The following is a 12,636-nucleotide window of genomic DNA, read 5'->3' on the forward strand; positions in this document are numbered from 1 at the left end:
GAACCGGAAATGTTACGGGCAGCTGCTGTTATTGTGGCCGGATTACTGGCCGATTTTGGCGTTCCATTCTTTCAGCCATGTGTCGCGGTTGTCGAGAACGACATCGGACGGAATGAGCTGAAGGCTTTTAGCGGTTTCTTCGCCAATGGTGAGGTTACCGGCAATCTCGTCGGAAACCTTGACTTCTTTATTGGCAGGGCTGTCGACCAGCTTTTCAGCAATTTTGGTCTGAATTTCTGTAGAGAGCCAGAAGTCCATGAATTCCAGCGCCAGATCGCGGTTTTTGGAATCTTTGGCAACGACCATCACATTCATGCCGCCGGTCTGGCCTTCTTTCGGTGTTGCCCAGCCGAGCGGCAGGTCAAGCTTGGTGAAAGGTGCCCAGGAGAAGCGGCCGATTGGCGCTGCCCAGATTTCTTCCTGCTGCATCAGCTGCACGAGCTGCGAGGATTTTACGTAGAAAGTCACGATATCGTCGGATTTTTCACCAACCGCAGCAATGGCGTTTTTCAGATCAGCTTCGTTATGGCCAAGGGATTTTTCCAGCATGTAAAGCGCTGTCGGGCCCTGATTGGTGGTCACATTCGGGAAAGCAATATGCGGTGCATATTCAGGCTTCAGAAGGTCTGCCCATGACTCGATTTTCATCTTGTCGGTGCGGTAGACGATCGAAGTTGCGTAGAATGTGTAGCCAACGCTCATGCCGTCTTTGTTCGGGTCTTTGGCAATGTCGTAGAGCTTGTCATAGTTGGTCAGCTTGGATGTGTCGATCTTCTCGATCAGCCCGGCGCGGGAAGCCTGCAGCGCATCCGCCATGGAAACAACAGCCATATCCACAACAGGGCTGGCTTTGTTGGCTTCCATTTTAGCCAGACGCTCAACGCTGTTGCCGGTTTCAACAACCAGTTTACAGCCGCATTTTTCTTCAAACGGCTTGTAGAGGATTTCTTTAAAATCATCCTGCGCAAAAGCGTAAACCGAGATGGTCAGGGTCTTGTCAGCGGCGTAAGACGCTGTGGTCAGAAGCGCCATGGTGGATGCGGCGATGAGTTTCTTCAGCACTTTTAAAGTCCTTTTGCGGAGTTGGAGCATTTCCAGAAAAAGTGGGAACCGGTTTTTCGTCCGGATAATGCGATAAGAACAAAGAGACAGAGCATTTCTGATGTTTTCATTGATACTGGAAATGCTCTGATGAGTGATCAGACAGAATAGAACGGCATGTTTGGCGGGCAATCAGTGTCATGGGCACACGGGATGTGCCGAAGGTCGGCACCGGCCCTTTGCGATTTTCACTTTTACTCTCAATAACTTGCACCAGTGAGGTAATGGCAATCTCACCGATGCGCGGCAAATCCATGCGCACGGTGGAAAGCGCAGGCGTAATGCCTGAAGCCCAGAACAGGTCATCAAAACCAATAACACTGACATCATCCGGCACACGGTAACCGCTGTGATACAGCTCGGTCATCGCACGCAGGGCATGCACATCAGACACGGCGGCAATGGCCGTTGTGCCGGATGCAATTTTCTCATTCAGGCCGAGATGGGCGCCTTTGCCGAATTCAGCCTCGTGATGTTCGATCCACAGAACATCAATGTCTGTTTGTCTGCCTAATCCTGCACGAATACCGCCCAAGCGGTCATTCTGCACGATAGAGGCCGGATTTTTACCGATCAGCAGCACTTTCCGGTGTCCGCCGGACAGCAGATGTTGTCCTACCAGTTCGCCGCCCTGCCAGTGATCCGCGGCAACAGTATTGCCGGGCGTTGAAGGGCTGTCGATTACCGCCACAGGAATATCCAGATCAGCAATGCGGGTGCCAAGGCGCGGTACGATCACCAGACCATCAACACCATATTCAATCAGACGATTAATTGCCTCAGTCTGCAGACTGACATCGCCGCGCGAGTCTGCAATCAGAATACCATAACCGGCAGCCGCGGCAGCCGCTTCAATCGCCTGCGCAATCTGCGGAAACAGCGGATTGGCAATATCCGGCAAAACCAGACCCAGAACGCTGTTGCGCCCTGTACGTAAAGCCCGCCCTGTATGGCTCGGGACATAACCCATCTGGACAGCTTTAGTTTTAATGCGGGAGATAAGACTGGCCGATACGCGTCCTTTGCCGGACAGGGCATTGGACACCGTTGCAACTGACACGCCAAGAGCCTTAGCGACATCGCTAAGATTGACCGTTTGTTTTGGTTGCAGGGAATCGGACATAAGACGATCTTGATTAAACGATTAATCATCTTTCGATACGGCTTCTTCGCCGGAGAGTCAATGCGACTAAGACGGATGTTTTACCGGATAAGTTGCAGAGATTATTTCAGGGCATCAGCGCTGTGGATTACGGCCGTGCGCCCCCAGCCGAATAACACTGCGGTACTGTGTGCGGCTAAGACAGCCATAAAGACCATCCAGAACAGGCCGTGCCATTGAAAATACAGCGCAAAACTGAGCAGCATCAGCCATGTAATCGCAAACCAGCCTAGAACTGCCCATTGTCTGCCCTCACTGATACCGCCTAAAGCAATGGAGCCGGTTGCGAGGAAAATGAACAGCAAAGCCTGTTCTGTGACAGATTGACTAAGCTGATAGCCATAGAGCCAGATATAGCCGGTAACGAGTGCAAACAGGATGACAGCACCGCTTAGGATGATAAAGCCGGAACTGACAAAATCCGGCGCTTTCAGTTGTTTCTTCTCTCTGCGTGCCTGCAAATATTGGCGGAAAGGCTCATTGCTGGCAACGAACGGGTTTTGAGAAGACTTGTTACCTTTTACACCATAGGCAAAATCTGTTTCGGGCAGATCCGGTCGATAAGTGCCGAACAATTTGTCCCAGAACACAAAACTTCCTGCATAATTCGAGTCTGAATAGGCTCTGACATCCACATGATGGATGCGGTGATGCGCCGGTGTGACCAGAATATATTCCAGAAAACCAAGTCTGGGCGTGAGAGCGCTGTGGTTCATCAGCTGGATTGCATAATGCAGCACCGAAACCGTGATGAAGACGGACAGCGGAACGCCCAGCAGTGCCATAGGGATAAAAAAGGGAATGGAGGCGAGGGAGGAATACCATGAATTCCGCACGGCCAGCGACAGATTGAAATGCTCTCCCTGATGATGCACCACATGCACGGCCCAGAGCAGCGCGAATTTATGATGCAGACGATGCAGCCAGTAAAAGCAGAAATCCCACATCAGAATAGCAAACAGCCACAGCCAGACCGGCGGCCAGTCCGACACAATATTCAGACTGAAATTTGCAACGATAAAACCGTAACAGGCAAGTTCCAGACCACGAAACAGCCAGAGCATCAGATGGCCGGAATTCAGGTTGAATACCACATCATGCCAGTCGACTTTTTCCTTGCCTGTTTTGCTCAGGATAATCATTTCACTGAGCACAAGGATAATCAGCAGAAAAATCGGAAAGGTAATAGCAATCATGTGGCGCGCCTCACAGCCATTTCCGCTCTGATATTCAGCACCCGTTGTGTGAGCAGGCCTGCGCAGATAGCCAGAGCCGCACCGCCGAGCAGGTCTACGAATTGGTGGCGATGTAATTGCAGAATAGACACTGTAATCGCTGCGCCCCACAGCGCTATAACGGTACTGCGCAGAATATGCGTTCTTTGCCAGAGCGCGCAGACTGCCAGTATTGTGAGCGTCACATGCAGGGATGGCAGGCAGTTCTGCAATGAATCATATTGGATCAGCAATTTCAGAACCGAGGCGCTGAATGTATCCTGTGTAACCGGCGGAAACTGCATTGTTGTCGGCCAGAAAGTGAAAATGATCCCTGCGCCTAAGGCAGAAAGCTGCATGGATCTCGCCAGCCAGACCAGCCGTGTTTGCGGGCAAAACAGATATGCCAGCGCCACCAGCGGGAAAAAAGACAAGTATAGCCAGATGGCATTTGGGTCGAAATCAAACCACAGATCAATCGCTGACGGCTGCAGCATGATGGCCGATGCCTGATCCTGACTGCTGGTCAGGCTGTAAATCAGCCCGACAGCACCCCAGCCGGTCAGCATAGTCCAAAGGCGCAAATACAGCGAATTCATCCGGTCTCCCGCTCATTTCCCGTCTGCGAAACATGGTCTTTCGCTGAAACACAGACCCGTTAAATAGCCTGACTTTGCCGTCATTGTCACTAAACTCCGTTATAAAACGTCTCTTGACGGAGACCGGCTATCATGCGACCCCGTTAAGGAACACCATAATTTAATTGCGAGTATCAATGGCCATCGTTGAAAATGGTGCGGGAAATCCCGGATTGAAACCAGGGTTGAAAATCGCAGGAACCGGCGCTTATCTGCCTGAAAAATGTGTTCTCTCCACGGAAATTGATGCGATGCTGGACTGGCCGTCCGGTACTGTGGAAAACCGCTTTGGCCTCAATGCCCGCTATGTGGCGCAAGGTGCGGAAACCAGTTCTTTCATGGCTGAGCAGGCTGCCTTGCAGGCACTGGATGCTGCCGGTATTGCGCCGCAGGAGCTTGATCTTATCCTTGGCGCCTGCGGGGTTATGGAACAGGTTATTCCTTCAACCGCCACACTGGTTCAGCACAGGCTGGGTTTGGGAAAGTCCGGTATTGCAGCCTATGATGTGAATGCAACCTGTCTCAGTTTTATTCAGGCGCTTGATCTTGCCGCTATGAAAATTCAACTGGGGCTTGCCCGCAATGTGCTGATCTTTTCCGCAGATATTGCCTCAGTCGGTCTGGACTGGAATGAGCCGGATGTTGCCGCCATTTTTGGCGATGGTGCAGCAGCGGTTGTGCTGACAGCCGACGGGGAAGGTCTGCTTGCCAGCTGTTTTGAAACCTATTCGGAAGGGCGCGATGCCTGTGTGCTTGCTGGTGGCGGCACGCGGATATCAGCCGCGGTTGATCCGGCGGCGGCAGCGGATGCCTCTTATTTCCGCATGAACGGGCAGGCGGCTTTCCGCGTAACAGCGCGTTATCTGCCACGGTTTTTGAAGCGTTTATTCGCGCAAAGTGCGCTGAATATTGCGGATATTGACTGTATCATTCCCCATCAGGCGAGCGGCCCGTCACTGACACACGGGCTGGCACGGATCGGACTTCATCCGGATAAGGTTATTCAGACATTTTCGCGTTTCGGCAATCAGATCGCCACATCCATTCCGATGGCACTCCATATGGCGGTGACGGAACAACGGCTTAAGCGCAATGATCTGGTCTTGCTTGCCGGTACTTCGGCAGGGATTTCCATCGGCGGAACAATATTGCGGTATTAATGGCAAAGATACTTGTGACAGGGGCAACAGGATGCCTCGGCAACACTCTGGCAAAATATCTGTCTGCGCAGGGACATCAGGTTCTGGCACAGGGGCGTGATGCGCATGCCGGTCAATTGCTGCAAGCGCAGGGGATTGAGTTTATTCCTTTTGATTTACGAGCCGATTATCCGGTGCAAGCCTTTCAGCAGGTTGATATTGTCTTTCATTGCGCCGCTCTTTCAACAGCCTGGGGCAAGGCGGAGGATTTTCAGGCGATCAATGTAACCGCGACACAGCGCCTGCTGGATGCTGCACGCAAAGCGGATGTGGCGCGGTTTGTCTTCGCATCCTCGCCGAGCATTTATGCCAACGGAGAAGACCGGTTTAATCTGGCGGAAGATGCGGAATTGCCTGCAAATTTCCCCAGTCATTATGCCCGTACCAAATATGAAGCGGAATGTCTGGTGCTTGCCGCAGACCGGCAGGGAGCTATGCGCACCAGTGCCTTACGTCCCAGAGCGATCTACGGCACCGGTGACCGCTCGCTGATGCCGCGTTTACTGCAGGCAATCCGCCGCGGGCGGGTGCCTATGATCGGCGGCGGGCAAAGCCGGATCGATATTACTCATGTGTCGGACGCAGCGCAGGCTATGGCGCTGGCCGGTTTCAGTGAAAATGCGTGTGGTGAGGTTTTCAATATCACGTCCGGCAAGGCTTACCGTTTCTCGGAATTGCTGGCAGCGGTCTGTGCATTAAATAATGCTCATCCGCGTGAAGTTCATATTTCCTATGGTAATGCCATGCGGCTGGCCAAAGGGCTGGAATTTTTGCATCGCATTTTCGCACCTGATCGCGAGCCGGTGCTGACCTGTCAGGCAGTGGCCTCGCTCGGTCGCAGTCTCACACTGGATATCAGTAAAGCACAGGAAAAACTGGGATACAGACCGGCCGTAGCGATTGAGGGCGGGATTAAAGATTATGCCGGCAATCTCTGAAACCATTCTGGATTTTACATCTTTTCATGTCGGCTATTGCAGCGGGCCGCTGGCGATGACGCAGCGCGGTGCACCGTGGCGTATCGGGCGTTTTCCTGCCGGTATTGCAGTGCTGCGCCATCCGGTGCGCGGCACAATTCTGTTTGATACGGGTTATGGAAAGCTGCTCGAAGAGGCAACGACACCTTTCCCCGAGCGGATTTATCGCTGGCTGACACCCGTTACCTTTGATGCTGATGACAGCCTGCCAAAACAGTTACAAAAGCGTGGTATTGCTCAACCGGATCTTGTTTTTCTTTCGCATCTTCATGCCGATCATGTGTCGGGCCTGTTCGATCTGCCTGCAATGCCGCCGGTGATAACATCGCGTCAGGCGATTGAGAAACTGACAGCAACCCGTCTTGCGACTTTACAGGCGGGATGTCCGGCGCTCATCCGCGACAGACTGAAATCTCTGAATTTGCAGACCGTCGAGTCATTGCCTTGCGTCAACCTTGCAACTTACGGGCTTGAGGCTTTCGGCAATGGTTATGATCTTCTGGGCGATCAGTCCGCGCTGGTCGTGGAACTTCCGGGGCATGGCTTCGGTCAGACAGGTTTGTTTCTGCCTGCCACAACACAAGGCGCAATTTTTCTGGTGGCGGATGCGATCTGGAGCCTTGAAGCACTGAGACAAAACCGGTTGCCGCCCGATATGACTTTACGCCGTCTTGGCGACCGCAATGCTTTTCTTGAGACTTTTGCAAAGCTGCGTGCATTTCATCTGACCAATCCGCAGGTGCGGATTATGGCCTCGCATTGCACTGAAGCCTATCCTCTGAACAGTTGCGGGGAGAGAGGATGAACCCGCTTTCCGTCTTTCTCCGCGCCCGATATGGCAAGGATTTTGCATCCCGTAAGGCGATTGCGCAGCACCAGCAAAAGGCGTTTCAGCATTTGCGCCGCAATATCATGCCGCGCTCTCCTTTTTATGCGCATTATGCCGGTAAGCCGCTGTCTGACTGGCCGTTGATGAATAAAGCTCTGATGATGGAGCATTTCACCGATATCAACACCGTCGGTATCACGAAGGAAGAAGCGCTGCATATTGCACTGACCTCTGAGCGGGAGCGTGATTTTGCACCGATGATCCGCAATATTGCTGTGGGGCTTTCCACCGGCACATCAGGACAACGCGGGCTTTTTGCCTCGAATAAGCGCGAACGTGCATTATGGGCTGCGCTGATGCTGGGGCGTTTTTCACCGTCATTCCTGCAGCGACAGCGTGTGTCTCTGTTTCTGCGCGCCAATAATATGCTCTATGAGCGGCTGGGCAATGCGCTGATCAGTTTTGAATTTTATGATCTTTTACAATCATTTAATAGCCATTTGCAAAGGCTTGCGGATCAGCAGCCCACAGTGCTGATTGCACCGGCACAAATTCTTGGTCTGCTGGCACAGGCGCAGAAGGAGCGGATAATCAATATCGCCCCGCGCTGCATTATCTCTGTGGCGGAAGTGCTGTCGCCGGAGGACAAAAGCGCGATTGAAGCGGTGTTTGGCGTGGGGGTCGATCAGGTCTATCAATGCACGGAGGGGGTTCTGGGCATGACTTGCCGCGCCGGTAATCTGCATCTTAACGAAGCCTATATGCATATTGAGCGTGATATAATTGATGAAGCCAGCGGGGCTTTTGCACCAATCATCACGGATCTGACACGCGAGACGCAGCCGGTGCTGAAATATCGTCTCGACGATATATTAATCCCCGATAATGAACCTTGTCCGTGCGGTTGTGCCAGTCTTCGTCTGAAGCGGATTGAGGGGCGCTGCGATGATATTCTCTATTGGCGCACAGCAGACGGCACATTGCGTATGATCCCGTCTGATCTTATCCGGCAGGCGATGGCAACAGCCAAGACCGGTATCAGCGATTACCGGACTGTACAGCACGGCCAGAAACTCTTGGAAATATGGCTGGAAGCGACTGATTATGAACAGGCCTGTGCAGAAGTAACACGTAATTTGGCGGCACAGGCTATGTCAGTGAAAGCGCAATTGCCGGAACTGCGCTTTCATACAGGTATTCATATGCAGCACGATCAGAAGCGGCGGCGCGTCATCTCTAAGCCCTGAGATTGCCTGTGAGCAGTCAGCAGGTTGGATATTTATCCTTTTGTGAATAAAGGAGTGACAATCTCCTTCAGGATATCGAGCGCTGCGGCATTGGCCTGATCGTTATCCGATGCTTCAAATTCAGCAAGTTCAATCCCTGCAATTTTCTCACGCGGCAGCGCTGCAAATAATGCACGGAGTTGTTCCGGCAGCAGGCCGTGCTGCACTTTATATGCGGCAGGAACAAAGCCCGGTTCAAGCGCATCCCAGTCAACATGAATCCAGACCGGTGCATCGCCGGTGGCTTTCATAATGGCTTCCGGCGTTACTTCTGATGGCGGAATAACGCGGACACCGGCTTTTTGCAGCAATGCAGCCTCTTCATCATCAATATCCCGTCCGCCGACAATAATCACCTGTTCCGGCCGCAAGCCGCTGCCTGAGCCGCTGTCCCAGAGGCCGCAGGTCGCAGCGACAACCATGCCGCCAAGATAGCCGGAGCCGGTTGTGGCAGGAGTGTTGAAATCGCCATGAGCGTCAATCCACAAAATCACACTGTCCGGCCGTTCGCGTGCAGCCACAGGCAGACTGGCGAGGCTTGCTGAGCAGGTATTGGCAAGCAAAACCGGTATCCGGTTTTGGCGAAGGCTGTTTGCCACAGCATTGCTGATAGCAGTTAATGTGTCATGCGCCTGAGGCAGGCTCTCTGACCAGTCATCCTCTCTGGCGTGTGAAGGTGTTCCAACCGTGGTGACAGTTGCGGAGATGAGTTCCCCAATCATTGCGGCGGTGAGGGCGGCACCGGGAATTGCGCCCGATGTACGGTCGGCAATACGGCCCTGAGAAAGAATGATGTCGAAGGCCATATCCGGTCTCGCTTTTCATGGTAACGGAATTTGCTGTTACGCATTTCTATAAGCGGGATAAATATTTGTCATCTTTAAACTTTTTCACGAACAACATATTCAACGTACGGCAGCGGCACGCAGGGATTGGTCAAATGCAGCACGCGCCGGACGCGACAGCGCAGATACAGATTGAGAGAACCACTCCGCAATATCCTGCCCTGCTACCGGTGCAGTCAGACCGGCTCCGGTGCTGAAATTTCCGGTCACCTGAGGGTGTTGGCTGAGCGCTGCGGCAATACCACCGGCAAAGAAACCGGCATCTTTTGCATGGGGAAACCATACGCTGCCGTCTTTCTTCTCAGCCTTGTCCAGCATAGCGCTATTCGCAATAAGCTCCGCCCATTGCTTGCCCAAACGCTCTGCCTGCCCATGTGTCAGCATAGCAGATGCGTATTGTTGCAGGGCTTTGCGCCCGCCAAGATTGCTCTGCAAGTGATTGGCTGTTTCCGGCAGATTTGCTTCAACCGCAACGGCCAGTTTTTCAAGCTTTGCAGCATCGATATCGGTTGTTGCGCCGATGAAACTGTCCAATGTGATATTGGCCGCAAAAACCGGCGCACTATACAATGTTGCAATTGTAATAATGATTTTCAGTACCGGTATTTTGCGAATGATTGTCATAGCTGTTTCAACTTATGAAATAGGTGAAATTGTTCCATTGACTGAAATATTCAATATCAGCGCTTGCCGGTGGTGACATTACACTTATTATTTCAACCGTGGTCAATCAAAGACGCGGCCTCAGACTTTTATGAAGCTTCGGCCACTTTATGGACACAGAAAAATCATCTGCTACCATGATCTGAATATTCTGAGCTTTCCTCAACGTGATACGGAGAGATTGCATGAGTAGCAAACGCCTCTGCTGGGCGGTTATCCTGTTCCTCGGAATGCCGAATGCCGGCATGGCGCAGGATTATCTGTTCCAGAATTTTGCGGCAAGTGATGCGCTCGGACAGATGCATCAGTCCATGCGTGATAATATGATGCCCTCTGCGCGGGAGCGCCCTGCACCGCAGAGGAAAAGCAAGCAAAGAGCAGTCTCCACAACCTATCGGGCATCTCCGGCTGTATCATTACGGGTGCAAAGACAATTTACGGATTTCGTGGAAAAAACATCGGGACGTCAGGCCGGACAACAGGTGCGGGAAATCTTCCGCAAACGTAATCCGGTCGCCAGCTGGGTCAGTATTGTCAAGGCAGACGGATTTCGCTCCGGCGATGTGGTTGATGCCGTTGCGGCCTATCTGATCCTGAACTGGATGATGGCCAATGGCAGCGATAATAACCAGCAGCAAGCGAGTGCTGTGCGGCAGCAAATCCGGCAGGCCTTGAGCAATAATCCGGGATTTTCCCGCTTGGGTAATGATGAGCGTCAGACGCTCGCAGAAACCTCAATGCTGAATTTCCTTGTCCAGCATGCGGCCTATATTGATGCGCTCAAACGCGGTGACAAAGTGATGATCCGCCGCCTTAGTGATGCGGCGGTTGCCCGTTTTCAAAACCAGATGAATATGAACCTGCGGGAAGTGAAAATAACCGCAGCGGGCTTCCGGTGAAGTCTGAAGCCACGCTGACGGTTATTGAGGTGTATTTTCTGCGGTGCTTGTTCTTGCTGGTTGGGTCAGCGGTTCCGGCACAGGAGTGCTGGTGAGCAATTGTTCGCGTCCGGAAAAAATGTCACCCTGAACCTGTTCTGTCAGACGTTTGGCATCGCGGCTGCGAATATCATAAAGTGTATCAACCGCGCTTTCGTCATCAAGACCGAGCTGGCGCAGCCCTTCCATGCCGAAAAGCAATGCGGATTCAAAAGTCTCACGCAATTCGAAATCAACACCGGCCTTACGCAATTCAATGGAATGGGTTCGGTCAAACGACCGCACCAGAAGTTTTGCAACAGGAAAATGCTGTTTAATCAGATTAACAATGTGATTGGTCACTTTGGGATCATCAATACAGATCATAATGATTTCAGCTTCATCTGCGCCGGAATGATGCAAAATGTCGAGCCGTGAGCCGTCGCCATAGAAAATCCTGAAACCGAATTTCTGCGCTTCACGGATACGGTTCGGGTCGGATTCAATGATGGCGACTTCTGTCTGATGTGCCAGCAGCAATTGCGATGCGATCTGCCCAAAACGCCCGAAGCCGATCAGCAAAACCCTGCCTTTCAGGTTGCAAACCGGCTCAACGCCATCAAGGGAAGCGGTTTCCTGTTTCATAAATCTTGCGCCTGCCAGCAGGATCAGCGGCGTGACGGCCATGGACAGAATAATCACCGTTGAAAACAATGCATTGTCGCGGGCATCGATAAGGCCGTTGCCGAAAGCTGAAGTGTAGAGCACGAAAGCGAATTCACCGCCCTGTGCAAAGAGCAGGGTACGTTCCAGTGAATGATGGTGACTTGAGCCGAAAAGCCGTGCAACACTGTAAATTCCGACGGCTTTGGTAAGAATATAGGCAATCAGAAATAAGAGGATCGTCGGCCAGTCGGTTGCGACAATGCCGAGATCGAGCGACATGCCGACGGCAAGAAAAAACAGCCCCATTAAAAGCCCTTTAAAAGGCTCAATGTCGCTTTCAATCTGGTGGCGATAACTCGATCCGGAAAGCATTACGCCTGCCAGAAAAGCACCCATTGCCATGGAAAGGCCGCTGGCTTCCATCAGCAATGCAGCGCCGAGCACAACAATCAAGGCACCGGCAGTCAGAACTTCGCGGGCGCGGGCGCGCGCCAGCAAGGCAAAAAACGGATCAAGCAACCATCGTCCGACGGCGATCAGCAGCAGAATGGCACCGACGGCAATTGCGATGCCGGTCAGGCCGCTGGCCTCATTCTGCTGGGGTGCAAGAAAAGCCACCAGTGCCAGCAGAGGCACGATCATCAGATCTTCAAGCAGCAGAATGGAAACGGCTTTTTGCCCTTCAGGCGTCGCGATCTCGCCGCGCTCCTGCAGCATGGACATGATGACGGCTGTTGAAGACAGGACAAAACCCGCTCCGGCAATCAGGGCTGTGACGGGCGCAAGCCCGAGAAGCATCCCGACACCGCTGAGCAGGGCAATACAGCCAAGAACCTGTGCCAGACCAAGGCCAAAAATCTGATGCCGCATCGTCCAGAGTTTGCTTGGGCGCATCTCCAGTCCGATGACAAAGAGAAACATGACAACGCCGAGTTCGGAGAAATGCAGAATTGTGGCAGGGTCGGTAAACAGCCCCAGAACGGATGGTCCGACAAGAGCTCCGGCAGCGAAATAGCCAAGTACAGAGCCCAGACCAAGTCTGCGAAAAAGCGGTACAGCCGCCACACCTGCTGCGAGAAGTACCACTGCCGGTCCGAGTGTTTGTCCAAGCCCTTCTGCTGCCATAGACGCTCCGTTCC

At 52.7% G+C, this 12,636-nt stretch carries 12 protein-coding genes; 5 read left to right on the forward strand and 7 right to left on the reverse strand.

Annotation, left to right across the window (positions count from 1 at the left end):
• Positions 1-42 precede the first annotated feature (42 nt).
• The 4 genes from K1X45_RS12980 to K1X45_RS12995 form a co-directional block, all read right to left on the reverse strand.
• Entirely contained in the window at positions 43-1,059 is a 1,017-nt protein-coding gene (locus K1X45_RS12980) for a PotD/PotF family extracellular solute-binding protein (RefSeq protein ID WP_220160501.1), read from the reverse strand.
• A gap of 109 nt (positions 1,060-1,168) precedes the next feature.
• Positions 1,169-2,224, reverse strand: coding sequence for a LacI family DNA-binding transcriptional regulator (locus K1X45_RS12985; RefSeq protein ID WP_220159068.1), 1,056 nt, complete (start codon positions 2,222-2,224; stop codon positions 1,169-1,171).
• A 101-nt stretch (positions 2,225-2,325) separates the two neighbouring features.
• The gene (locus K1X45_RS12990) at positions 2,326-3,459 is read right to left on the reverse strand and encodes a sterol desaturase family protein (protein ID WP_220159069.1); all 1,134 of its coding nucleotides are present in this window, start codon (positions 3,457-3,459) and stop codon (positions 2,326-2,328) included.
• Positions 3,456-4,076 carry a phosphatase PAP2 family protein gene (locus K1X45_RS12995; protein WP_213596560.1) on the reverse strand — a complete coding sequence of 207 codons (621 nt, stop codon included), beginning with the start codon at positions 4,074-4,076 and terminating at the stop codon, positions 3,456-3,458. The genes K1X45_RS12990 and K1X45_RS12995 overlap by 4 nt, the downstream gene beginning before the upstream one ends.
• 176 nt (positions 4,077-4,252) lie before the next feature.
• Here K1X45_RS12995 and K1X45_RS13000 point away from each other — a divergent pair, with 176 nt between their 5' ends.
• Genes K1X45_RS13000 through K1X45_RS13015 form a run of 4 tightly spaced genes read left to right on the forward strand, consistent with a single transcriptional unit; the run spans position 4,253 to position 8,367 of the window.
• Positions 4,253-5,275 (forward strand): 3-oxoacyl-[acyl-carrier-protein] synthase III C-terminal domain-containing protein, encoded by a 1,023-nt coding sequence (locus K1X45_RS13000; RefSeq protein WP_220159070.1) that lies wholly within the window; start codon positions 4,253-4,255, stop codon positions 5,273-5,275.
• Positions 5,275-6,252 carry an NAD(P)-dependent oxidoreductase gene (locus K1X45_RS13005; protein ID WP_220159071.1) on the forward strand — a complete coding sequence of 326 codons (978 nt, stop codon included), beginning with the start codon at positions 5,275-5,277 and terminating at the stop codon, positions 6,250-6,252. Before K1X45_RS13000 ends, K1X45_RS13005 begins: the two co-directional genes overlap by 1 nt.
• Positions 6,236-7,096, forward strand: coding sequence for an MBL fold metallo-hydrolase (locus K1X45_RS13010; protein ID WP_220159072.1), 861 nt, complete (start codon positions 6,236-6,238; stop codon positions 7,094-7,096). The genes K1X45_RS13005 and K1X45_RS13010 overlap by 17 nt, the downstream gene beginning before the upstream one ends.
• Complete coding sequence (locus K1X45_RS13015) at positions 7,093-8,367, forward strand: F390 synthetase-related protein (RefSeq protein ID WP_220159073.1); 1,275 nt, start codon at positions 7,093-7,095, stop codon at positions 8,365-8,367. Before K1X45_RS13010 ends, K1X45_RS13015 begins: the two co-directional genes overlap by 4 nt.
• Before the next feature lie 32 nt (positions 8,368-8,399).
• Here K1X45_RS13015 and K1X45_RS13020 read toward each other — a convergent pair whose 3' ends face one another.
• Together K1X45_RS13020 and K1X45_RS13025 are read right to left on the reverse strand one after the other, a co-directional pair.
• Complete coding sequence (locus tag K1X45_RS13020) at positions 8,400-9,212, reverse strand: arginase family protein (protein WP_220159074.1); 813 nt, start codon at positions 9,210-9,212, stop codon at positions 8,400-8,402.
• Between the two features lie 99 nt (positions 9,213-9,311).
• The gene (locus K1X45_RS13025) at positions 9,312-9,875 is read right to left on the reverse strand and encodes a hypothetical protein (protein ID WP_220159075.1); all 564 of its coding nucleotides are present in this window, start codon (positions 9,873-9,875) and stop codon (positions 9,312-9,314) included.
• 224 nt (positions 9,876-10,099) lie between these two features.
• Here K1X45_RS13025 and K1X45_RS13030 point away from each other — a divergent pair, with 224 nt between their 5' ends.
• Positions 10,100-10,813, forward strand: coding sequence for a DUF6683 family protein (locus tag K1X45_RS13030; RefSeq protein ID WP_220159076.1), 714 nt, complete (start codon positions 10,100-10,102; stop codon positions 10,811-10,813).
• Positions 10,814-10,834: 21 nt separating this feature from the next.
• Here the strand turns inward: K1X45_RS13030 and K1X45_RS13035 are convergent, their stop codons facing one another.
• Positions 10,835-12,622: a monovalent cation:proton antiporter-2 (CPA2) family protein gene (locus K1X45_RS13035; RefSeq protein WP_220159077.1), complete on the reverse strand. Its 1,788-nt coding sequence runs from the start codon at positions 12,620-12,622 to the stop codon at positions 10,835-10,837.
• Positions 12,623-12,636 lie beyond the last annotated feature (14 nt).

This window comes from Pseudochrobactrum sp. Wa41.01b-1 (assembly GCF_019464455.1).
Classification (GTDB): domain Bacteria; phylum Pseudomonadota; class Alphaproteobacteria; order Rhizobiales; family Rhizobiaceae; genus Pseudochrobactrum; species Pseudochrobactrum saccharolyticum.

Coding starts and splice junctions, on each gene's coding strand:
- K1X45_RS13035 (WP_220159077.1), bottom strand. CDS start 12,622: ATGGCAGCAGAAGGGCTTGGACAAACACTCGGACCGGCAGTGGTACTT.
- K1X45_RS13005 (WP_220159071.1), top strand. CDS start 5,275: ATGGCAAAGATACTTGTGACAGGGGCAACAGGATGCCTCGGCAACACT.
- K1X45_RS13025 (WP_220159075.1), bottom strand. CDS start 9,875: ATGACAATCATTCGCAAAATACCGGTACTGAAAATCATTATTACAATT.
- K1X45_RS13010 (WP_220159072.1), top strand. CDS start 6,236: ATGCCGGCAATCTCTGAAACCATTCTGGATTTTACATCTTTTCATGTC.
- K1X45_RS13015 (WP_220159073.1), top strand. CDS start 7,093: ATGAACCCGCTTTCCGTCTTTCTCCGCGCCCGATATGGCAAGGATTTT.
- K1X45_RS13000 (WP_220159070.1), top strand. CDS start 4,253: ATGGCCATCGTTGAAAATGGTGCGGGAAATCCCGGATTGAAACCAGGG.
- K1X45_RS12985 (WP_220159068.1), bottom strand. CDS start 2,224: ATGTCCGATTCCCTGCAACCAAAACAAACGGTCAATCTTAGCGATGTC.
- K1X45_RS13020 (WP_220159074.1), bottom strand. CDS start 9,212: ATGGCCTTCGACATCATTCTTTCTCAGGGCCGTATTGCCGACCGTACA.
- K1X45_RS12990 (WP_220159069.1), bottom strand. CDS start 3,459: ATGATTGCTATTACCTTTCCGATTTTTCTGCTGATTATCCTTGTGCTC.
- K1X45_RS12995 (WP_213596560.1), bottom strand. CDS start 4,076: ATGAATTCGCTGTATTTGCGCCTTTGGACTATGCTGACCGGCTGGGGT.
- K1X45_RS13030 (WP_220159076.1), top strand. CDS start 10,100: ATGAGTAGCAAACGCCTCTGCTGGGCGGTTATCCTGTTCCTCGGAATG.